The sequence below is a fragment of the Streptosporangium sp. NPDC048886 genome, assembly GCF_055586905.1.
In genome coordinates this window covers 88,682-109,317 of record NZ_JBVJHH010000021.1, presented here as the reverse complement: position 1 = coordinate 109,317, position 20,636 = coordinate 88,682, and the positions used below count along the sequence as shown (strand labels likewise).

At 69.1% G+C, this 20,636-nt stretch carries 18 protein-coding genes and 1 pseudogene; 13 read left to right on the top strand and 6 right to left on the bottom strand.

What is annotated here, in order from left to right:
* Positions 1 to 29: 29 nt before the first annotated feature.
* Together ACZ6R6_RS25905 and ACZ6R6_RS25900 are read right to left on the bottom strand one after the other, a co-directional pair.
* A pseudogene (locus ACZ6R6_RS25905) lies at positions 30 to 2,282 on the bottom strand (Tn3 family transposase); the annotation flags it as partial.
* Between the two features lie 669 nt (positions 2,283 to 2,951).
* Positions 2,952 to 4,439: an alpha/beta hydrolase gene (locus tag ACZ6R6_RS25900; RefSeq protein WP_470097396.1), complete on the bottom strand. Its 1,488-nt coding sequence runs from the start codon at positions 4,437 to 4,439 to the stop codon at positions 2,952 to 2,954.
* A gap of 353 nt (positions 4,440 to 4,792) precedes the next feature.
* Here ACZ6R6_RS25900 and ACZ6R6_RS25895 point away from each other — a divergent pair, with 353 nt between their 5' ends.
* The 11 genes from ACZ6R6_RS25895 (at position 4,793) to ACZ6R6_RS25845 (ending at position 12,713) form a co-directional block, all read left to right on the top strand.
* Positions 4,793 to 5,023 carry a hypothetical protein gene (locus ACZ6R6_RS25895; RefSeq protein WP_470097394.1) on the top strand — a complete coding sequence of 77 codons (231 nt, stop codon included), beginning with the start codon at positions 4,793 to 4,795 and terminating at the stop codon, positions 5,021 to 5,023.
* Between the two features lie 2 nt (positions 5,024 to 5,025).
* Entirely contained in the window at positions 5,026 to 5,508 is a 483-nt protein-coding gene (locus ACZ6R6_RS25890; protein WP_470097392.1) for a Clp protease N-terminal domain-containing protein, read from the top strand.
* A 246-nt stretch (positions 5,509 to 5,754) separates the two neighbouring features.
* Positions 5,755 to 6,684 carry an ABC transporter ATP-binding protein gene (locus tag ACZ6R6_RS25885; RefSeq protein WP_470097390.1) on the top strand — a complete coding sequence of 310 codons (930 nt, stop codon included), beginning with the start codon at positions 5,755 to 5,757 and terminating at the stop codon, positions 6,682 to 6,684.
* Positions 6,681 to 7,529 carry an ABC transporter permease gene (locus ACZ6R6_RS25880; protein ID WP_470097388.1) on the top strand — a complete coding sequence of 283 codons (849 nt, stop codon included), beginning with the start codon at positions 6,681 to 6,683 and terminating at the stop codon, positions 7,527 to 7,529. Before ACZ6R6_RS25885 ends, ACZ6R6_RS25880 begins: the two co-directional genes overlap by 4 nt.
* Before the next feature lie 94 nt (positions 7,530 to 7,623).
* A complete protein-coding gene (locus ACZ6R6_RS25875) occupies positions 7,624 to 7,950 on the top strand; it encodes a hypothetical protein (RefSeq protein WP_470097386.1) in 327 nt (108 codons plus the stop codon).
* Positions 7,951 to 8,225: 275 nt separating this feature from the next.
* A complete protein-coding gene (locus ACZ6R6_RS25870) occupies positions 8,226 to 10,340 on the top strand; it encodes an aminotransferase class V-fold PLP-dependent enzyme (protein WP_470097384.1) in 2,115 nt (704 codons plus the stop codon).
* On the top strand, positions 10,337 to 10,654 hold the full coding sequence (locus tag ACZ6R6_RS25865) for a DUF952 domain-containing protein (protein ID WP_470097383.1): 318 nt from the start codon (positions 10,337 to 10,339) through the stop codon (positions 10,652 to 10,654). Before ACZ6R6_RS25870 ends, ACZ6R6_RS25865 begins: the two co-directional genes overlap by 4 nt.
* A 107-nt stretch (positions 10,655 to 10,761) precedes the next feature.
* On the top strand, positions 10,762 to 11,310 hold the full coding sequence (locus tag ACZ6R6_RS25860) for an NUDIX domain-containing protein (RefSeq protein ID WP_470097381.1): 549 nt from the start codon (positions 10,762 to 10,764) through the stop codon (positions 11,308 to 11,310).
* Positions 11,311 to 11,380: 70 nt separating this feature from the next.
* Entirely contained in the window at positions 11,381 to 11,653 is a 273-nt protein-coding gene (locus ACZ6R6_RS25855) for a hypothetical protein (RefSeq protein WP_470097379.1), read from the top strand.
* A gap of 91 nt (positions 11,654 to 11,744) precedes the next feature.
* Positions 11,745 to 12,152: an SRPBCC family protein gene (locus ACZ6R6_RS25850; RefSeq protein ID WP_470097377.1), complete on the top strand. Its 408-nt coding sequence runs from the start codon at positions 11,745 to 11,747 to the stop codon at positions 12,150 to 12,152.
* 105 nt (positions 12,153 to 12,257) lie between these two features.
* The gene (locus ACZ6R6_RS25845; protein ID WP_470097375.1) at positions 12,258 to 12,713 is read left to right on the top strand and encodes an alcohol dehydrogenase catalytic domain-containing protein; all 456 of its coding nucleotides are present in this window, start codon (positions 12,258 to 12,260) and stop codon (positions 12,711 to 12,713) included.
* A 297-nt stretch (positions 12,714 to 13,010) separates the two neighbouring features.
* On the opposite strand, the gene ACZ6R6_RS25840 is transcribed toward ACZ6R6_RS25845, so the two are convergent.
* Together ACZ6R6_RS25840 and ACZ6R6_RS25835 are read right to left on the bottom strand one after the other, a co-directional pair.
* Positions 13,011 to 14,606, bottom strand: a complete 1,596-nt coding sequence (locus tag ACZ6R6_RS25840; protein WP_470097373.1) for a multicopper oxidase family protein — start codon at positions 14,604 to 14,606, stop codon at positions 13,011 to 13,013.
* Positions 14,599 to 15,006: a hypothetical protein gene (locus ACZ6R6_RS25835; RefSeq protein WP_470097371.1), complete on the bottom strand. Its 408-nt coding sequence runs from the start codon at positions 15,004 to 15,006 to the stop codon at positions 14,599 to 14,601. Before ACZ6R6_RS25835 ends, ACZ6R6_RS25840 begins: the two co-directional genes overlap by 8 nt.
* A gap of 108 nt (positions 15,007 to 15,114) precedes the next feature.
* On the opposite strand from ACZ6R6_RS25835, the gene ACZ6R6_RS25830 reads away from it, so the two are divergent.
* Entirely contained in the window at positions 15,115 to 16,017 is a 903-nt protein-coding gene (locus ACZ6R6_RS25830; protein WP_470097369.1) for a LysR family transcriptional regulator, read from the top strand.
* Positions 16,018 to 16,144: 127 nt separating this feature from the next.
* Entirely contained in the window at positions 16,145 to 16,639 is a 495-nt protein-coding gene (locus ACZ6R6_RS25825; protein ID WP_470097367.1) for a YybH family protein, read from the top strand.
* Between the two features lie 208 nt (positions 16,640 to 16,847).
* Here the strand turns inward: ACZ6R6_RS25825 and ACZ6R6_RS25820 are convergent, their stop codons facing one another.
* Together ACZ6R6_RS25820 and ACZ6R6_RS25815 are read right to left on the bottom strand one after the other, a co-directional pair.
* A complete protein-coding gene (locus ACZ6R6_RS25820; protein WP_470097365.1) occupies positions 16,848 to 17,708 on the bottom strand; it encodes an aminoglycoside phosphotransferase family protein in 861 nt (286 codons plus the stop codon).
* A 1,351-nt stretch (positions 17,709 to 19,059) separates the two neighbouring features.
* Positions 19,060 to 20,547: a pentapeptide repeat-containing protein gene (locus ACZ6R6_RS25815; RefSeq protein WP_470097363.1), complete on the bottom strand. Its 1,488-nt coding sequence runs from the start codon at positions 20,545 to 20,547 to the stop codon at positions 19,060 to 19,062.
* Positions 20,548 to 20,636 lie beyond the last annotated feature (89 nt).

Here is a 20,636-nt window from a genome sequence, read left to right as displayed (position 1 = left end):
AGTGCCGCCGCCGGCGAAGTAGCGAAACCGTGAAAGCCTGTAAATTGATCGGAGGTGAAATTGTAGTAGGTGACGCCCTTGGCTCCCTTTCCCTTTCCGAAGTATTTGGTGTTGGGTCCGGCGTTGATGGTTTTGACCGGGATCACGAACCGCAGCCCGTCGGCGGAGGCCAGTTCGCCGCCGCCCCAGGCTTGGGCCAGTTCCAGACCGGAGTGGAACTCGACCAGGGCGGCGTTGGCGGCCGTCAGGGTGGCGGCGCGCAGGTAGTTCTGTTCCACCCAATACAACCGGTCCAGGGCGAGGGCGGGTTCGCCTTCGGCGGCCATCGGCCGCATGCCGACGTTCATCGCTTGACTGACCAGGACGACGGCGATCGAGGTGATCATGTCCTGTTTGCGGGAGGGCACGTCGCCGGAGACGTGGGTGAAGTGGTCGAGGCAGCCGGTCCAGGAGTGCACTTCCAGCAGGGCTTCGGGCAGGTCCACGATGGGCATGCGGGCGTCGATGTCGGCGCGCAGCGTGGTCAGGGAAGTGGGCTCGTCCAGGCGGTCCAGGCCGGTGAGCACCAGGTGCTCTTTGCCGTCTTCGTTCTTGGCCAGGCGTACCCAGTCGTTGCGCCCGTCTTCCTCGCCGGACAGGCCGGCGGCGAGTTGGCGGTAGGCGAAGTCCAGTGTGCCGGCCCACCGCTCCACGTCGGTGCCGGGCTGCGGGGACAGATTCAGCTCATCGCAGATGCGGGGCCGGGCCCGCTCCCACTCGGCGCCCTTCAGCAGCCCGGCGGTGGGGTCGCCCCACTTGCGCAGGCCCGGCACGAACACCTCGTGGCGGCGCAGCGATTCGCGCAGCCGCTCGACGGCCGCCACGGTGTACGCGCTCTTGTTGAAGGTGCCGGCCAGCTCGCCGCGCTTGGGGAAGACGCGCCGGTGCCAGGCCGACGACAGCACGCCTGCGGGAACCTCGCGAGGGTCGATGTCGGTGCGGCGGCGCTCGATCGCTTTGAGGAAGTCCAGCGCCGCCAGCACCTCATGGCCGCGCCGCACCCCTTGCCCGGGCGTCTGGTCGGCGCCGGCGTCGAAGTCGAGGTGCTTGAGCAGCTTGGGCAGGAACCGCCGGATGGTGGCGTAGCGATCCAGCAACTCTTCTTGGAAGTCCTCATCCGGTTCGCGAGCGATGTCGCCGATGACGTCGGCGGCGGCACCGATGGCGGCCAGATCCATCTCATCGAGGGCGGCGCGGATGTCGCCGTCGGGGACTTCGGCGACGGAGCGGATCTTCAACCACACCTCGCGCAGCACGATCGCCGCGGTGTCGAGGTCTTTGAGGGTACGCATCCGCTCCTTGTTCGCTTTGAACGCCGAGGTGCGCAGCAGGTCGCCAACCGCCAGGTCGAACACCTCGACCGCGTCGTCGGCCGACTGGGGGGCCATGGTCGCGGCGAAGGCCACCAGGGTGGCGAGTTTGCGGTCGCCGGCCAGGTCGGCGACGGCCTGGGCGCGGGCGGCGTGCGCGAAGCGAGCCAGTGCGGCGATCTTACCAGGTGGCACCGCGCTCAGATCCCAGCCGGCCCCGCCCAGGTCACGCAGTTCCACATGCCGATCCAGGGCCTTGACCAGGCCGGTGCTGCTGACGTCGGTGGGGCTTTTGCGCAGCCGGTCCAGCCGGGACACGCGCCGACCCTCCTCGACCTTGACCAGGCCTTCCAGCACGACGGCCTGGGTGGGGCTGGGAGCGGTCGCCAGCAGCGCGTACTGGCGGGCGGCCACGCGCTCGCGCAGCGCGGCGATCAGCCGCTCCAGGGTGGTGACCCTGGGCAGCAGGATCTTGGCCTCCACCAGGCGGTGGGTGGCCAGGTCGAACAACACAATCGGCCGCTCGCCTGTGGTCCAGGCCCGCTTGTAGAGCCAGCAGGCCAGCGCGAACCACTGCTCACCGTCAAAGGCGGTGTAGCCGTAGGAGCTGCGGATCTGCGCCTGGTGATCCCAGCGCGCCTCCTTCTCGCCATACCCCTTCAGGTCGGCGGCTGGCAGGCCGAGCTGCTCGGCGACGTAGTCGACCACCGCGGCGGGCACATCCTCGGGATCGTCCAGAAAGCAGTTCAAGAACCGTGCCGTGCCCAGTTGCAGGGACCAGCCGAGCTGGTTGCGGGCGCCGTTGGCGGCCATCGCCCGGCGCCGGTCGTTGGCATCGAGGTGGAAGAAGGCGCCCAGCTGGGCGATGTCGGGGACGGAGTTGAAGACGCCGTAGCGGCTGCGTTGCTCGGCGGACAGGAAACTGACCGGCATGGGGGCCTCCAGGCAGGCGAGGGCGCCCCCACCTCACGCAGCGCGGTGGCGGCGCCCTCGGATATCAGCAGCGGTCAGGTCAGATGATCGACGTAACCGATTACGTGGTGAATTGTGGCAGTCTCACGCCGGCCATGATCACTGTCGTCCAGCTCATGACGGTCGGGTTGCACGCGTGCCCGAAGTCCGCGCCTGTCCTCTGGCTCGATGCAGAGCCACCTGGCCCTGCACGTGCCTGTCCTGCGGAAGGGGGGGAAGCAGGGGGCCCGTTCAGCTGCGGATGCCGTGATGGGGTGGGGGTCGTCTAAACGCGGGCGAGGAAATCGTCGAGGGGCGCGGCCCTGCAATCGACGGCGTGCGCTACCTCGGGTGACGGGCTTCGCGTTGCCCGCATGCCCCGGCGGCTTCGCTGACTCGCGCCAGACAGGCGAGGCCCCCGCCGGTTCTCCGATGGAGGCCTCGGTGCGCACTTTTAGAAAACGCGCTCGGCGACCTTCACCCGCCGGCTCGCCTGCAACGCGGTGCGCAGCTTGTCGGCCGGCAGTGGCGCGGCGGGGGCCTGGAGGATGCGCTCGACCGGCACGTCGGGGTCGGCGAGGTAGATCTGGGTGTAGGCAGAAGGTCTCCTCGCGACCCACGCCGTCCTTCTGAACGGGTGCGATGCGATGTTCAGTCCGCGTGGCAGGTGACGTTGGCGGCGGGCAGGGTGCCGTCGCGGAAGTAGGTATTCACCGCGTTCTGCACGCAGGCGTTAGGCAGGCGGCCGAAGACGCCGTGCATGCGCACATCCTGGAGGGTGACCAGGCGGGAGGCGGACATCGCCCGGTGCAGGTTCACGCCTTCTTGGTAGACGGTACGGGTGTCGCGGGTGGCCTGGACGATCAGGGCGGGAACGTCGTTGCGCACGATGGTCCTAGGTTCGCGGGGCGGCGCCCAGAACGCGCACGCCGTGATGTTGTTCGCGTACGGCCCGAACATCGGCTGGTCGGCCCGGCTGCGCTGGATGTTGCGCCAGTACCATTCCGGATCGCGTGGCACGGCGGCGTCGCCGCAGATGACGGCCGCCTGACTGGATAGGTCCTGCGGCTGGCCCTTCAGCGTGAAGCGCAATTCGTCGTCGAAGTCCTTGCTCGGCTGGACCGGCTTGCCCTCGGCCGCGTCAGCGATCTGCCGCACCCGTCCGGCCAGGTGGGCGTTGTAGCGGGCATCGGGCAGCAGCGTGAACAGCGTCATGGGCAGGAAACGCTCGTCGAGGTGGTGCTCACCGATGCGGATCGGCACCGTGGCCGCCTGCCTGATCAGGGCCTCGACCCGGGCTCGCACCTGCCGCCCGGTCCCGCCGAGGTGGTATTCGGCGTCGCGGGCCGCGGTCCAGCTCGCCCACTCGTCAAGTGCGGCTTCGTTGAGCGGCGCGCTGTTTCTGATCGATCCGGCCATGTAGGCGTCCGGATCGATCGCACTGTCCAGCACGATCCGGTCGCTGCGGTGCGGGAACATTTGGGTGAAGACCGCACCGAGGTAAGTGCCGTATGACATGCCGAAGTAGGAGACCTTCGTCTCGCCCAGGGCGCCGCGGATGACGTCCATGTCCCGCGCGGTGTTGCGGGTGGTGATGTGGCCGATTCTGTCGCCCTCCTCCCGTGCGCAACGGCGCGTGAGATCGGCTTGAGTCCGTACGGCGTCGCGGAAGTCTTCCCTGTTCAGGCCGGCTGACCAGAGCATGTGCCCGATGGGCCACGCGCAGTCGATCGCCGCGCTGCGCCCGACGCCTCGTGGGTCCATGCCGATCAGGTCATAGCGGGAGGAGACCTCGGGGGTCATCGCCCCTTTGATGTAGAGCATGAAGTGCAGGCCCGCGCCGCCGGGACCGCCGGGGTTGGAGAGCATGATCCCGCGGCGGTGCTCGGTGTCAGTGGCCTTGAGCCGTGAGATGGCCACCTTGATCGTGCGGCCCTGCGGCTTGGAGTAGTCCAGCGGCACCGTGACCTCGGCGCATTGGGCGCCCGCCTGGTCCAGCGTGGCGTCCCCGCAGGCTTTCCACTCGACGTCCTGCTCGTAGAAGCGGCTTTGGGTGGCCTCGGCGCCGGCGACCCCCGTCCCGGTCAGCACCCCGGCTCCCACCGCCAGCGCGGTGAGCACAGCAGATATCCGTTTCATTCATCGTCCTCAGATAGGGGGTATTCCGGGCACGCCGCCGCTCCAGTTCGATCGGCCGGGCGTGCCACAAGGGGAATATAAGCAACCGTAGTTGACTAATATGATTGCAGTCAACCCTGGTTGCTTATCCGGAAGGGTGTCGGCGGGCCGCCGTACGCCCATCTGGGTGAGGTATGCCTGGGCGAGATGGCCTCCCTCGCCGGGGTCTGGAACGCCGGTAAAGGAGAACCCTGAGGATCACAGGCTTCGACCCGGCGGCGCAGCGTCTTGTTTGAGGATCTGGATGCTTGCGATCACTCGCGTTAAGCAACTCGTGTTGACCAATCCCGAATTAGTCAACTAGAGTTGCCTACATGTCCGGTGCTGAGACTCCCGTTCCTCAAGAGCCCGCTGATGCGCTGGCGGCTGTGGCGGCGTTGAGACGCCTGGCCGACCAGATAGAGGACGCCGCCGTCGAGCAGGCCATGCGAGCGGGCTGGAGCTGGCCGCAGGTCGCCGAGGCGCTCGGCGTGACGCGCCAAGCGGTCCACAAAAAGCACGCCAAACGGCTCATCGCCGCAGGCGTCACGCTGAGGAGGCGCTGACGATGGCCGCCATCGACCACTACATCAACACGATCATCGACCAGGGGGCACACGAAGCCCACACCGACGGATCGGCGACGATCGAGGCACACCATCTCCTGCTGGCGATCGCCGCCGAGCGGGAAACCGCCACCCATCAGGCCCTTACTTCGGCCGGGCTCGATCATCGCGCGATCCGCGACGCGCTGGACCGGGAGTTCGAGCACAGCCTGAACGCGGCCGGCGTGTCTGCTGCCGCCTTCGACCTCCCGCGGCCGAGCAGCGCCCCCGAGCTTCCGTCGCAGCTGGGTGCATCAGCCAGGCTCGCGCTCGAACGAGGCTTCGCATCCGTTGCCCGCAAAAAAGATCTGCAGCCGGCACATCTGCTGCTTGGGATCCTGCAAGCCGAGGTCGGCACCGTGCCGCGCGCGCTCGCCCTGGCAGGTATCGACCAAGCCGATCTAAAAGCGCGCGTCCTGCGGACGCTCACCAACGCGGGCGAGTAACCAACAGACGCGGCCGAGGCCATTCCGTTCCCCGAGGCCAGGCCCACAATGGCCGCCCGCACAGCGATGCGCGGCACGTCCCTCGAACGCGGGCCGCGATGCGCCGCGCGCACGGCCGGGTCCAGCCGCGCCGAGCCGGACAGCGGAAACCCGCCCGGCAAGGTTTCGCGAGAACCCTCCCGGACCCTCCACCACCACTCTCAGGCACCCGCAACGCGAGGCATGAACCACAGGAAAGGCGAGACGATGACGACAAGCGAAGTCGTGCTCGATGTCGACGGCCTGCGCATGCGCTACGGCACGACCGACGTCCTGCATGATGTGAACTTCCAGGCGCAGCAAGGAGAAGTGCTGTGCCTGCTCGGGCCGAACGGCGCCGGAAAGACCACCACGATCGAGATCATGGAGGGTTTCCGGATGCGCTCGGCAGGCCGGGTCGAGGTGCTCGGCACCGATCCGGCACACGGCGACGAGCGATGGCGGGCGAAGGTCGGGATCGTCCTGCAGTCCTGGCGTGACCATGGCAAATGGCGGGTCCGTGAACTGCTGGAGCATCTCGGTTCGTATTACGCCGCCTACTCCACCGAGTTGGTCAAACGGCCATGGGAGGTGGATCGACTCGTCGCGGCGGTCGGCCTGACCGAGCAGGCGGACAAGAAGGTCAGGATGCTCTCCGGCGGGCAGCGGCGCCGGCTGGATGTGGCGATCGGCCTCGTGGGCCGTCCCGAATTGGTGTTCCTCGACGAGCCCACCGCTGGGCTCGACCCGGTGGCCCGGCGCGGTTTCCACGAACTCATCGAAGGCCTCGCCGACGAGGGCCAGACCACGATCCTGCTCACCACCCACGATCTGAGCGAAGCCGAGAAACTCGCCGACCGCATCCTGGTCCTCGACGGAGGGCAGATCATCGCGGACGGCACAACGGCGGAACTCGCACGACAGATCGTCGGCCAAGACGAGGTGCGCTGGACTCGCGACGGACAGAGCTTCCGGCAGTCGACCACCGAGTCGACCCGGCTGGTTTTCGACTTGTTCAAGCAGCACGGCGAGATGATCGAGAACCTCGAGGTCCACCGGACCTCGCTGGAGGACACCTATCTCTCCCTGGTGCACCAGGCCGAATCCGGCACGAACGAAGCAGCGAAAACGAACAAGGCGGAAAAGGCGGCCCGATGAATCCGACCGCGATGGCATGGCGTGCGGGCTGGTCCCGAGGCCTGATCGAGCTGCGGCAGTCGCTCACCAACGGCGGGGATCTGTTCAACCACTTCTTCTGGCCCGTGTTGATGTTGATCGCCGTGTTCTTCCTGCGAGAGGTGTCTTTCGGGCAGAGCGGATTCTCCCTCGGCACCCTGGCACTGCCGAGCATCCTCGGGATGAACGCCGCGATGTCCATGGTCAGCATGAGCCAGCAGCTCACCGCCGACCGGGAGGATGGGACCCTGTTGCGGGCGAAGGCGACGCCGAACGGAATGGTGGGCTACCTGCTCGGCAAAATCGTCTCGGTGTCCGGCGGCCTGGTCGTCGACCTTGTGATCTTTCTGATTCCCGGCATGTTCATCATTTCCGGCCTTGCGATCGGCGACCCGGGCTCCTGGCTGACCCTGAGCTGGGTGCTGGCGCTGGGGCTGGTGGCGACCCTGCCGATCGGCGCGGTGCTGGGATCGGTGTTCGTCAGCGTACGCAGCCAGGGACTACTCACGCTGCCGATCCTCGGCATGATCGCGATCTCCGGAATCTTCTACCCGCTCACAGTGCTGCCGGAGTGGGTGCAATGGATCGCCCAGGCCTTCCCGATCTACTGGCTCGGCCTCGGCATGCGCTCGGCCCTGCTGCCCGATGGCGCGGTCGCCGTCGAGATCGGCGAGTCCTGGCGGCACCTGGAAACCATCGGGGTGCTCGGGGTCTGGGCCGTGCTCGGCCTGCTCCTCGCGCCGATCGTACTGCGCCGGATGGCGCGCCGGGAGTCCGGTTCCAGCGTGGCCGAGCGCCGCGAGAAGGCCCTGCAGCGGATCGGGTAAGGCGAACCGACCCCCGTCCTGCAAAACACCCTCAATTCGGAATGAGTGGGACAGCAGGGCTGACGCTACCGTCCCACGCCAGGAAGGAATCCCTATGTTCAACCCCCCTCCCACCGTGACAGGGCTGCCCATGACGCGCCCTGCCGGCTGCCCCTTCGATCCCCCCGAAGAGCTGACAGCGCTGCGCGAGCGGCAGCCGATCACCCGGATGGCCTACCCCGACGGGCACATGGGCTGGCTGGCAACCAGCCACGCGCTGATCCGCACGATATTGGCCGACCCCCGTTTCAGCTCACGGCATGAGCTCATGCACAACCCGTTTCCCGGACCGGTCATCCCCGAGACACCTCCGGCGCCACCCGGTATGTTCATCGAATCGGCGGTTGCTCAGCAGCGACAGCTGGGTGGAGACCGCCCGTAGGCGGCCAGGCGCGCCGCGTGCCGCGAGTCTGGGTTGGGCATCAGTGGTGGCTCCTGAGTCTTCCCCGCCGGGGTGTTGGCGAGCTATCGGCAAGATCGGCCCTATGCGACAAGGCTGGCATGCTCTCACAAACGCTCGATTCCCAGAGAAGATCACCGGAAGGCTTCGCAGGGCTGGTTGTGATCGCCAGAGTGGCTGTTTTCTTCTCAGAACCCGCTCTCATGCAAGTCGGGGGATCACCGAATTCTGGAAAATGTTTGTGAGAGCATCTGGGCATGGCTCAGGCCCCGGAACCCTGCGCACACACCGAATCAGCCCCGATGTCCGTCATCGGGGAGGAACACACCCGTGACGCCGATGAGGTCGAGCGTCACCCGTGCCCGCGATGCACCGTCGCGGCGGGTTCGCCGTGCCGGTCACGTTCGGGCGCGGTGGCCGGCACCTACCACACCGGCCGCTTCACCAAAGTGGCCCGGCTGGCCAAGCTGTTGCGGGTGCCGGCCCCGGCCGACCGGAACCCAGGCCAGCCCTGGCGGCCGGGCACGCCGCCACCCGCCCCGCTCAAAGACGACCGGCCGACGGCCGACATCCGGATCGGCTACGCCCGCTGCTCCGCGCTCACCCAGGAACTGCAGTCGCAGCTGGACGCGCTGGCCGCGCACGGCATCGGCCGCGAGAAGATCTTCTCCGAGAAGATCTCCACCCGGGTGAAGGTGCGCCCGCAGTTCGAGGCGGCACTCGCGCTGGCCCGGCAGATCAAGGCACACGCCCCGCACTGCCGGGTCATCCTGACGGTGTATGAGATGAAGCGGCTCGGCCGCGACGCCGCCGAACTCACCGCCCTGGCCGACCACCTCACCGCCCACGGCCTGGTGCTGGAGATGCTCGCCGGGCCGCTTGCCGGAATCTACGATCCGTCCGGGCCGGGCCGGATGCTGTTCGCGTTCTTCGCCGCGATGGCCGAGACCGAACGCGAAGCCATCCGCGAGGCCACCCTGGAGGGCCTGGACGCCGCCGCCCGCAAGGGCAAGCACGGCGGCCGCCCCCCGGTGATCCTCGACGACATGCTGCACACCGTGCTGCGCCGCAAGGCCGCCGGGGAACGCATCGAAGACATTCGCCCGGACCTGATCATCCCCACCGGCAAACGCAAAGGCCAGAACCCGTCCCTGGCCAGCATCTACCGGGCCCTCGCCGAGCCCGGCACACATCCGGCGGGCCCGCTCGATCCGGAAAGCCTTCAGCCGCCTCTCCCTGGCGCAAGGCTCCCCGGCCACAGCGGTCACGGACGCCCCCGAACCCTTCAGCCAGCCACCCCCCACCGGCACGCCACCACCCGACGGCCGGACCGTAAAGTACCGGACATGGACCTGGCCCAGGCGCGGACACTGTGGAACCCCGACCCCGGCTGGCTCAACACCGCCAGCTACGGCCTGCCCCCGCGCACCGCCTTCGAAGACCTGCAACGCGTCCTGGCCGACTGGCAGAGCGGCCGCAGCGACTGGAAACCCTGGGACGCCGCCACCGGCCGCGCCCGCACCGCCTTCGCCACCCTCGTCGGCGCCGACCCCGGCGACGTCGCCGTAGGCGCCACCGTCTCCCAGATGCTCTCCCCGCTGGCCGCCACCCTCCCACCCGGCGCGCACGTCCTGGCCCCCACCGAGGAGTTCACCTCCAACCTGTTCCCCTGGGCGGTCTCGGCCGACCTGCGCACCGTCCCCATGGCCCACCTGGCCGAAGCCGTCGACGCCCGCACCCACCTGGTCGCCTTCAGCCTCGTGCAGTCGGCCGACGGCCGCCTGGCCCCCGCCGAGGACATCATCACCGCCGCCCGCACCCACGACGCCCTCGTCGTGACCGACGCCAGCCAGGCCTGCGGCTGGCTGCCCGTCGAAGCCACCCGCTTCGACGTGCTCGTCTGCGGCGCCTACAAATGGCTCATGGCCCCCCGCGGCGCCACCTACGCCTACCTGTCACCCCGCGCCCGCCGGCACATGCGCCCCGTCGCCGCCAACTGGTACGCCGGCGCCGACCCCGGCGGCTCCTACTACGGGCCGCCCCTGCGCCTGGCCGGCGGCGCCCACGCCTACGACCTGTCACCCGCCTGGTTCAGCCAGGTCGGCGCCGCCCCCGCCATCGACCTGCTCAACCGGATCGGCGTCCCCGCCGTCCACGCCCACAACACCGCGCTGGCCGGCCGCTTCCTCACCGCCCTCGGCCGGCCCGCCACCGGCAGCGCGATCGTCACCGTCGACGTCCCCGACGCCCACAAACGGCTGGAGGCCGCCGGGATCCGCGCCGCCGTACGCGCCGGAAAGGTCCGCGCGTCCTTCCACCTGTACACCACCGACGACGACGTCGACCGAGCCGTGGAGGCCCTCACCCGATGACCATCCTGCACCTGGCCCTGACCGCCGACTGGGAGGCCGCCCAGACGACGGGGGAATATCGCCACTCCACCCTCGGCCGCACCCTCGAACAAGAGGGCTTCATCCACGCCTGCGCCGACCACGCCCAGCTGTACGGCGTCATCCAGCGCTTCTACCGCGAGGTCACCGACCCCCTCACACTGCTGACCATCGACCCCACCGGCCTCGACGTCCGCATGGAGGTCCCCGGCGACGCCCCCGGAGCCTTCCCCCACATCTACCAGCCGCTCCCCGTCACCGCCGTCGTCTCCGCGACCGCCTACACCCCCGCCTGACCACGGCCGCCCGGCGGCCACCGGAGGCGACGGCCCGCCAGGACCCACCCCGCCGCCCACCCGCTCACCTCCGGTCACCTCCGGCCCCGCCAGTAGGCTCCTGCATCATGACCACCCCACCGGAACCCACCATCCGCACCCTCGACTCCACCGTCGTCTACACCAACCCCTGGATCACCCTGCGCGAAGACCGCATCCAACACCCCGACGGCACCCACGGCATCTACAGCGTCCTGGACAGACCCGACTTCGCCCTCGTCATCCCCATGGAGAACGACGGCTTCCACCTCGTGGAGGAATACCGCTACCCCATCGGCCGCCGCACCTGGAGCTTCCCCCAGGGCAGCGTCCCCCACAATCCCTCACCCCTCGACACCGCCCACACCGAGCTCACCGAGGAGACCGGCCTCACCGCCGCCTCCATGACCCACCTCGGCCGCCTCGACACCGCCCACGGCAACACCGGCCAGCGCTTCGACGCCTTCCTGGCCACCGACCTCACCCCCGGCACCCCCAACCGCGAACACACCGAACAAGACATGCGCCACGGCTGGTTCCCCCGCACCGACCTCGAACAGATGATCATCAACGGCGTCATCACCGACAGCTGCTCCATCGCCGCCTACACCCTGCTCCTGCTCCACACCCCGCGATGAACCGCACCCCACCCGACAACAATCCCGCCGACACCACCGCACCCCACCCCCCGGCGGGTACGCTCACCCCATGTCGAACCTGATCGTCATCCTCCTCCTGACGGCGGTCCTCGCACTAGTGATCATCGGCCTCATCGTGCTCGCCGTACGGATCGCCCAACGCCCCCGCAACACCCTCGTCGGCGGCGGCATCGGCCCCGAACTCCTCCAGCAGATCCTCCACCTCAAAGCCACCGGCCAATTCGACCAAGCCGTCTTCCTCGTCCGCGGCGAGACCGGAATGAGCCACCGCGCCGCCGCACGCTTCGTCAGGAAAGTCCGCCCCACCCCACCACCGGCATGACCCCCGCCACCCCGGCCCACCCCCCACGGATGGACCAGCCCCCAACGGGTAAGCGATCACTCAACGGCACCCACACCGAGGAGTGAGACCCATGAGCGAACACGAACGCTCCCGCACCATGCCCGCACCGGCACAGACGGTCTTCGACCACGCACGCGACCTCGACCGCCTCGACCACTGGCTCCCACAGGACCTGCACGTACGGCCCGACATCCTGCCCGCCGTCACCGTCCACGAAGACAGCACCGGACAAGACGCCCACGCCCTCATGCAAGCCGACCCCGACCAGCTCCGCATCGAATGGGGCACCCGCGACGACGGCCGCTACGCGGGCTGGCTCCAGGTCGCCGACAGCGGCACCGGAGCCAGCGAGGTCACCATCCACCTGTCCTTCTTCGACGACGAACACGCCCCACCCGGCGACGACATCGACCACACCCTCGACGACAGCCTCCAGCGCCTGGCCGACGAAGTACGGCTGCACACCTCCAGCGGCTGACCCCACCGGACCAACCTCCCCCCAACACCAACACATCGCCCCGGGGGAGAGGACCACCCCCGCACACCGACCCCGACCGGCACCCACCTCCCAATACTGGTGACCATGAGCACCGACACCCCGCCCCACCTGCCCGACACCATGCCCACCGCCCACGTCAACGCCCTGGGCGCAGCAGACCTCATCACCTACGGCGAACTGCCGACCCCCACACCGGGTCCCAACGACGCACTGGTCGAAGTCGAGGCCCTCACCGTCAACCCCGTCGACACCCTGATCCGATCAGGGCGCTACCCCACCCCGACCCCCTTCCCCTTCATCCTCGGACGCGACCTGGCCGGCACCGTACGCCTCACCGGCTCACCCACAGTGCCCTTCCGGCCCGGCGACAGAGTCTGGTGCAACAGCCTCGGCCACGACGGCCGGCAAGGCTCCTTCGCCAGATTCGCCCTCGTACCGGCCGACCGCCTCTACCACCTGCCGGCACAGGCGGACCCGGCCACCGCCGTCGCAGTCGCCCACCCCGCCTACCGGCCCGCCCCTTCTACACCCGCGACCTGAGCCTGCTCGGCTTCGTCATCAGCAGAGCCCGCGCCGACGACCTCGCCGCCGCCGCCAAACTGATCAACCGGATGCTCCAGACCGGCACCCTCACCCCCCCCGGATCGCCGAACACCTGCCCCTGTCGGCCACCGCCGACGCCCACCGGCGCATCGAATCCGGCACAGTACGCGGACGCCTCATCCTGCACCCCTGACCCGCGACACCCCACGCCACCTCAGACGAGCCGGGCGGCCTCCGTGCCGGCGAGGCTCGCTCCGATGACGACACCCGGACGGCAGGCACGGCGCACGGCACCTAGACGATCTCGAGGTTGGCCATCATGCCCATGTCCTCGTGTTCGGCGTTGTGGCAGTGGAAGAGGTAGCGACCTCGATAACCGTCGAACCGGGTGATGATCTCCACGGCTTCGCCGGGCCGTAGCGAGACGGTGTCCTTGAGTCCCGCGTCGTGGGCCAGTGGCGGCCTGCCACGGCGCGAGAGCACCCGGAAACCGACCAGGTGCAGGTGGACGGGATGGTGGACGTCGGCGACAAACCGCCAGACCTCGACGTCGCCGAGCCGGACGGTGACGTCGGTGCGGGCGGGGTCGAACGGCAGGCCGCCGATGAGCCAGCCGTGGCCCGCGTGCATCTGCCCGGCGCGGAAGGCGAACTCGCGCACCCTGACGGCCTCCGAGCGCCGCCAGGCCGGCAGATCGGTGGACAGGGTGGATGGGATGCGACTGTCGTCGGCGGCCCTGCGGACGACACGGAAGGCCATCACCTCGCGGGTACGCCCCGAGCCCAGCCGGTTGACGACTCTGACGCGGCTGCCGACCGGGACGGGCGAGAAGTCGATGATCACATCGTAGCGTTCGGCCGGCGCGATCGGCAGGAGCCGGTGGACGACCGGGGCGGCGAGCAGCCCCTGGTCGGCGCCGACCTGGACGAGATCCAGCCGGCGCCCGTCGTCGAGTACCGCTTCGAGCTCGTAGTGCCGGGCGTTCGAGGCGTTCAGGATGCGCAGCCGGTAGCGGACCGCGTCGACCTCGTGCACGGGCCACGGGGCGCCGTTGACCAAGATGACGTCGCCGAGGACTCCGGCGAGATAGGGCTCGCGAACGCCCGGCCGCTTCCGCAGGGTGGGATCGAGGGCGGGGTAGTCGAGGCTGCCGTCGGCGGCGAACGCCCGGTCAGTGATCATGAGGGGCAGCTCGCGCGGCCCCGCGGGCAGGCCGAGCGAATCCTCGGCGTCGTCGCGCACGAGGTGCAACCCGGCCAGGCCCCGCCAGATCGCGGGGGCGGTGAAGTCCATCCGGTGATCGTGATACCACAGCAGCGCCGGACGCTGCTCCAGCGGAAAGGTGTAGTCGCGCGTCAGTGTGGTCAGCACCGCCCGCGGATCCTGCATGCCGTGCTCAGAGCCGTGCCCCATGTGCCCGGTGGCGTCGTGCCGGCCTTCGGGCAGGACGAGATCGGTCGGGTATCCGTCGGAGGCCGCCGGAGTCCGCCCGCCGTGCAGGTGCACGACGGTCGGCACGGGCAGGGTGTTGCGGTGCGACACGGTGATCGGCCGGCCGCGGCGCGACTCGATCGTCGGCCCGGGGAAGGTGCCCTCATACGTCCACAGCGGTGTCCTCACACCGGGCAGGATCTCCGCGCTCGCTTCGCGCTGGGTGATCTCGTAACGGTCGGCGCCGCCCGAGGTGCTGACCGGCTTCAACACGGCGGGAACCGGCAGCGGCACCTGGAAGGGCGGCGGTAGCGGCACGGCGCTGCGCAGCTCGGCACCGGTGATCGGCGGCCGTCGGGCCAGCGCGGCCGAGGCCGACAGCCCGGTGGCCGCCATCACCCCGAGCGCCCCGCCGATGCCCAGCGCCCGCCGCCTGCTCACGCCACGGCCCTCACGCACTCTGGGCCCCCTCACGCAGGACAGGCCGCCGCCATACATCGATGAACTGCACCACGACCGCGACGACGGTCATCACCCCCAACGGCAGGTGCAACCACAGCGCACCGTCCAACCCGGCGAAATACTGCACCGTCTCGGCCGCCACCACCGCCGTCGTGGCGAGGAACGGCCAGACCCGGCGCAGCCGGACCCAGACCGCGATCGCGACGACCGCCTGCAGGTACCCGATGGAGGTGACGGCGTCGGCGCCGGCCGCATGCAAGCTCAGACCGACGTAGTCACCGGTCAGATACATCCCGGCGAACACCGGCTGACCGGCGATCGCCACCGCGTGCGCGCTGACGACGGTCCGCAGCATCCATCCCGTGAGCGCCGTCCGGGGCGTGGCCACGGTGAGCATGGGGATCCCTCCTCACTCCGTTCCCGATCCGTGAACGACCCCGACAGTATGGCTCACGAGTTATCTTGTCTAAGATCAATATTGCTATGCCGTTATGCTCCGGGAGACATGATGGACCTGAACACGCTCAAGCAGTTCATGGTGGTGGCGCGACTGGAACACCTCAGCCGGGCAGCCGACGAGCTTCACATCGCCCAGCCGTCGCTGAGCCGTACCATCGCCCGCCTGGAGAGCGAACTGGGCACACCACTGTTCGACCGGAGCGGCCGGCTCCGGCTCAACGACGCGGGCAGGCTCTTCCGCGACCACGTCGAACGCTCCCTCGGCGAACTCGAGGCCGGACGACGCGCCGTCGCCGAAGCCGGCAGCGAGGGCCTGGGCACCGTGAGACTGGCATCGGAGACCTTCCTCACCCTCACCGGCCCACTGGCGGCCTACAAACGAGCCCACCCCTCCATCGAGATCGAGCTCCACTGGTCCCTGGCCGAAGACATGGCCCGCCGCCTGCGGGCCCAGGACGTCGATCTGTGCGTCGCCTCACAGCCGATCCACGCCGAAGGCCTGGAGTCGACACACCTGTTCGACGAGGCGGTGGGAGCGGGCACCCCACTCGATCACCCACTCGCGGGCCGTACCTCGGTGAGCATCGACGAACTCGCCGACCACCCCTTCGTCACCGCCCGCAAAGGGCACTGGCTACGCCGGCTGCTCGATCGGCTCTTCGCCGCCAGAGGCCTCACACCGAAGATCGTCTGCGAAGTCGACGAGCTCACCGCCATCGCCGGCCTGATCGGCGCCGGACTCGGCATCGGCCTCGTCCCCGGCTTCGCCCGCCACAGCGCCACACGCGCCCCACTCACCTGGATCGCCGTCGACAGCCCCGACTGCCGCCGCAGGGTCACCCTGTACTGGGGCGCCGACAGCCACCAGCCAACCGCCGCCCGCCTGATGCGCACCACGATCACCAACTGGGACTGGAACACCGACAAACCCCAGGAGAAACACCAATGATCAACTGACGCCGCCCGCCCAGGCCCACGCCCAGGCCCACGCCGGATGCGGCCCCCTCCCTCGGCTCCACCGACCCGATCCAGCGATCCCGAAGTCAGTACGGCAGCCGCGGACCTGACATCTCGGAATGCTGCGTCGTCGTAGTGGTGACAAGCACACCGAACGGAAGGGACGGGTAGCGATGCCTACGCAACGCGAGACAGACGGAGCCGAGATTCGGCAACAGATCGACAAAATAGTCGAAGGACTCCGAGCCAAGGACCTCCAGGGCCTGAAACAGCTTTACGCGACGGACGTCGTGTCCTTCGACATCGAGCCGCCGCTGCAACACGTAGGGATAGAGGCGAAATTGAAGAACTGGAAGAACGTGTTCACGCTCTTCCAGGACGTGACTTACGAGGTCCGCGACCTGACGCTCACCGTGGGCGACGATGTGGCATTCGGGCACTGCTTCGGCCGGCTGAGCGGCACGCTGAAGAACACAACGACGACGGACGGCATATGGGTCCGGGCCACTTTCTGCTTCCGGAAGACCGACGGCAACTGGCTGATCACGCACGACCAGGTTTCCGTACCACTCGACATGCCGAGCGGCAAAGGAGTGACCGACCTCGAGCCCTGACGAGCCACCCAAGTTCGGGACACCACGGGCAGCACTGCCCGTTGAGCCACCGACCCGGTTCCGCAGACCGGGGGAGTGGCGGCCCCACTGCTCTTCGCCGACAAGAAGTCCGGCAAGAATGTCGAGCCCTGGACACCACCACGCCGGAAGGACGGCTGGCGTTCCACGTGTTCGCCGCGCCCGCGGAATCGGGCGCCGCGTTACACCTCTAGGTGAGAAGCACCTGGTCGAGGACGTGATCGCCGATGGCCGCCATACTGGGGTTATCGGCCGAGTAGGCGGCCAGCGCAGTGCCCATGGCGAGGGCCCAGCCCCGCGCGCGCTCCCAGGTCACCTCGTCGGCGTCCACGCATGATCGGAAGACCTCGCGCGCGTCCTCCTCGAACACCAGCCACGCGGCGGCAAGGTCGGTGGCGGGATCGCCGCTGGTGAGGTCACCGAAGTCCAGAACGGCCGCCAGCCCTTCCCCATCGAGCAGGAAGTTTCCCGGGTGCGGGTCGCCGTGGAGCCAGAGCGCGGGGCCCTGCCAGGGCGGGAGGGCGGCCAGTTTCTCCCAGAGGGGGAGAAGCTCAGCTGATCGGGAAATGGACTGCAGGCGTCGCCGTACCGCTCCGTCGCGGGCGGCGAGTGGGACCCCGCGCACAGGGTTACGCGGTGCGTCAGGCGGTGCGGGCCGGTGCAGGCCTGTCATGAAGTCGGCCAGCGCCACGGCGATGCTGGAGCGGTCGGGCGGCGGCACGTCGGCGACCGTGCGGCCTTCGAACCAGGGCGCGATCGTCCACGGCCACGGGTAGCCCTCGCCGGGCACGCCGACCCTGACGGGTATGGGCAGCGCGACCTCGACGTACTCGGCCAGGACCGGCAGCCAGCGTTGCTCGTTGACGATGAGGTCGACGGCAACCTGGCGGCGCGGCAGCCGTACGGACAGGTCCGTCCCCAGGCGGTAGATGACGTTGTCCCAGCCGTTGGCAACGGGGGTAAGCGGGCCCACCAGATCCGGGTGCTGCACGCGGACCAGACGGCCCACAAGGTTGTCGTCGATGTTGACTTCCGCCGCCGGGGTGTTCACGCCGCAACGATAGTGCAGGATGGCCTTGACAGACGTAGGAACTGAAGCCGGATATGCCTGGTCGTCTCCGTGGTGCGCTTGACGACCAGGGTGAGACAGCCTGTCTGCCGAGATCGTTCATGGCATTGAGCCAGGTCATGCCGCGTTTGGAACCGAAGAACTCGCGGTTGGGGCGGGCGAACGCGGCCAGGACGGGGACGACGGACCGCATCCTGTCGACCGCGGCGACCAGCGAGGGCTGACATCACAGAACCTGACACATAATGTCACACATCAGACACATAGCGTCAAACAGTCCGATGCGGCGTCTCGTGGGGGAGTAGGCCCAACCCGGCGGCAAGAAGCAGAGGCAGGGGCAGGGGCAGACAAGGCGACCCTCGCACGCCCGAAACCGCGCCACGCCACGGAACGGCGCCCGGCGACCGATCCCGACGCTCCGCAAGCGCTCCGCGCCTGCGACGGCGACACGTGCTCCGGCTGCGGGGACGGCGATGACGGAGCACCACGATCTCGTCTCCAGGAACGCGGCCGTACGGCCTCGGCCCGAAAGCGGCACGAATCGGATTTACTGTGGAAAACGTGCAGATTGCTCCGACTTACCGTGGACGACGGAACAGAGGACGACGGGCCGGAGCCCGCCGGGCACGGACCGAAGATCATCGTCCCGCCGGCCGCGGACCGAAGATCATTTTTCCGCCCCGTACGGCAGGCCCGCCGGCAGCGCCCACCGGGCGGATCGCGTAAGACCGTACGCGGAATCCAGGCCAGGCCATGTGGGACATGCCAACCGGATCACTTCGGACAGGACGGGACAGTCCATCCCGACACCCCTATCGGCACCCATCATTCTTATACCAGACAGAAGGTGAATTCTGTTTGGTATAAGAATGACCATAATCGGGGCATCTCTCACTGCCCCGCCTTACGGCGGACCAAGCCGGACACACCCTCCATGTCCCGGCCCACACACCACACGATCTCGACGCTGCCCATGGCGTGACCGGACCGGGCCTCCGGCGCACCGGACGGAAAGTCGACCATGTCCACACCGGGCCTACACCGGCGAGGTCGCCGGCTACGTCGAGGCGGCCACCCGCACCTGCCGGCCTGGCCGGTGAGCCCCTGCTCCAACCGCGTGCAACCGGCCGGCCGGTTGATGATGACCAGGACCTCTCCCCCGGCGTCCCGGCCCGGCCTGTGATCATCGGGGATCGTGCTGGGCGCCGTCCCTGCCGCGTCACCGATGGTCGCCGTCATCTCGTCCCCTTTTTCCGGTGCTGCGGTGATCCGGAGTGCTGTCGGCCGGGGCCCGCCGGGGTGGAGCGTCGTGCGCGGGTTCTGGCCGCCCTGTTCACTGCGGGCACTCGCAGTTCCCTTGGACCGGAGTCGACCCCAGGGGCGCTTGGCCGTGCGGCTCCGTCTGCGGGGTCTGCTGGATCAGCTGGGCCCGGCCGGATCCGTCGCCCAGGGGGTCCTCGCTCCACCCTTCGGGCCACAGGCGTCCGGCGGCGCAGGGAACCTGGGCCGTGGCCTCCCACAGGGCGGGCGCGCCTGCGAAGACGGCCTGCCGGAAGGAGACTCCGCCTGCGAAGGCGGCCTGCCGGAAGACGGCCTCGCCGTTGAAGGCGGCCTCGCCGAAGAACGCCTGCGTGGTGAATGAGGCGGCCCGGAAGACCGCCCAGTCGGTGAATTCGGCCTGGCCGAACAGGGCTGCCTCGCCGAAGGTCGCGCCGGTGAAGTCGGCGCGGAGGGCGAAGAGGGTTGCGCGGAAGATCGCTGTGCCGTTGAACAGGGTCTTTTCGAACCCCGCTCTGTGGTTGGCCTCGCGTGGATCCGCGCCGCGGGTGAAGACGGCCGCGGTGAACGTCGCCTCTCCGTCGACGGTGGCGCCGTCGAAGCGGGTGAGTCCTTCGAGGGTGGCGCCGTCGAAGGCCGCCCGGCGTATCCGGCACCGGCTGAGGTCGAGGTCGAGCAGATGCGCGCCGGTGAGGTCGAGGTCGATGCCGGGCCAGAAGGTGCTGGGCGGCAGCGGCTCGTCCCTGCTCCAGCGCAGGTGTTCGGCGAGTATCCGCTGGGCGGTGGCGCGGACCTGGAGTTCCTGGGGGTCGGCGGGGGGTGTGGCCGCTTCCCCGTGGCCGGCGGGGTCCGGAGTTCCCGATGGGGTCGCGGGTGGGGTGGCGGACGGGGCGGTGGGCATGCGGAGGTAGGCGCAGATCACATCGGTGATCGTCTGGCGGTGCCCGGGGGTGTCGTGGGCGAGGCGTCCGAGGGCGTGCAGGCCGGCCAGCCGTACGGCGGCCTTGTCGTGCCCGAGCTGGTCGCAGGCCTTGGTGTAGAGCTCGGTGAGGCGTTTTTCGGCGGCGTCGTACTCCTGGTGGGCCTGGGCGCGCTCCCCCAGCCACTGGCGGCGCGCTCCGAGCAGCAGCGCCACCAGTCCTGCGGCTCCGGCGCCCACGGTCAGGCCGGTCTTCACCGCCTCCACCCGCAGCTCCACGCGTCTGGCGGCCTGTGGGGCGCTGTCGGCCAGCGACAGCAGGGCGGCCGTGGTGGCCCAGATGGACACGATGATGAGCACGGCGCCGGTGAGGACCCACCACCACGGCAGGACGCGCAGCCGCGTGTGGTCGGCCGGGCCGGGGCCTTTCAGGATGAGGCCGGCGCCCAGGGCCGTGAGCACCATGGCCGTCAGGCCCAGCACGCCGGGCAGCGGCACGTAGGCCGTCAGGTCGGGGGTGGCCGCCTGCCGGGTCAGGAGCGCGGCGCCGCCGGCGGCCGCCCCTGCGGTCAGTGAGATCGTGCCCGTCGTGGTGTGTCTGGGTCTGCTCCCCCGCTGTTTCATGGTGGCAACTTCAACGCATCGGCCGCGGATCGTCCACTGCGGCCGGCGCGGCGTGCTCGGCCGCGGATCGGTTTTCTGTCTGGGTGCGG

What these genes read in the sequence shown, in the direction of transcription:
- ACZ6R6_RS25850 (WP_470097377.1), top strand. Translation starts at nt 11,745, where the DNA reads ATGAGCGAACACGAACGCTCCCGCACCATGCCCGCACCGGCACAGACG.
- ACZ6R6_RS25855 (WP_470097379.1), top strand. Translation starts at nt 11,381, where the DNA reads ATGTCGAACCTGATCGTCATCCTCCTCCTGACGGCGGTCCTCGCACTA.
- ACZ6R6_RS25870 (WP_470097384.1), top strand. Translation starts at nt 8,226, where the DNA reads ATGGCTCAGGCCCCGGAACCCTGCGCACACACCGAATCAGCCCCGATG.
- ACZ6R6_RS25830 (WP_470097369.1), top strand. Translation starts at nt 15,115, where the DNA reads ATGATGGACCTGAACACGCTCAAGCAGTTCATGGTGGTGGCGCGACTG.
- ACZ6R6_RS25815 (WP_470097363.1), bottom strand. Translation starts at nt 20,547, where the DNA reads ATGAAACAGCGGGGGAGCAGACCCAGACACACCACGACGGGCACGATC.
- ACZ6R6_RS25895 (WP_470097394.1), top strand. Translation starts at nt 4,793, where the DNA reads ATGTCCGGTGCTGAGACTCCCGTTCCTCAAGAGCCCGCTGATGCGCTG.
- ACZ6R6_RS25890 (WP_470097392.1), top strand. Translation starts at nt 5,026, where the DNA reads ATGGCCGCCATCGACCACTACATCAACACGATCATCGACCAGGGGGCA.
- ACZ6R6_RS25865 (WP_470097383.1), top strand. Translation starts at nt 10,337, where the DNA reads ATGACCATCCTGCACCTGGCCCTGACCGCCGACTGGGAGGCCGCCCAG.
- ACZ6R6_RS25880 (WP_470097388.1), top strand. Translation starts at nt 6,681, where the DNA reads ATGAATCCGACCGCGATGGCATGGCGTGCGGGCTGGTCCCGAGGCCTG.
- ACZ6R6_RS25825 (WP_470097367.1), top strand. Translation starts at nt 16,145, where the DNA reads ATGCTGCGTCGTCGTAGTGGTGACAAGCACACCGAACGGAAGGGACGG.
- ACZ6R6_RS25845 (WP_470097375.1), top strand. Translation starts at nt 12,258, where the DNA reads ATGAGCACCGACACCCCGCCCCACCTGCCCGACACCATGCCCACCGCC.
- ACZ6R6_RS25875 (WP_470097386.1), top strand. Translation starts at nt 7,624, where the DNA reads ATGTTCAACCCCCCTCCCACCGTGACAGGGCTGCCCATGACGCGCCCT.
- ACZ6R6_RS25835 (WP_470097371.1), bottom strand. Translation starts at nt 15,006, where the DNA reads ATGCTCACCGTGGCCACGCCCCGGACGGCGCTCACGGGATGGATGCTG.
- ACZ6R6_RS25885 (WP_470097390.1), top strand. Translation starts at nt 5,755, where the DNA reads ATGACGACAAGCGAAGTCGTGCTCGATGTCGACGGCCTGCGCATGCGC.
- ACZ6R6_RS25900 (WP_470097396.1), bottom strand. Translation starts at nt 4,439, where the DNA reads ATGAAACGGATATCTGCTGTGCTCACCGCGCTGGCGGTGGGAGCCGGG.
- ACZ6R6_RS25860 (WP_470097381.1), top strand. Translation starts at nt 10,762, where the DNA reads ATGACCACCCCACCGGAACCCACCATCCGCACCCTCGACTCCACCGTC.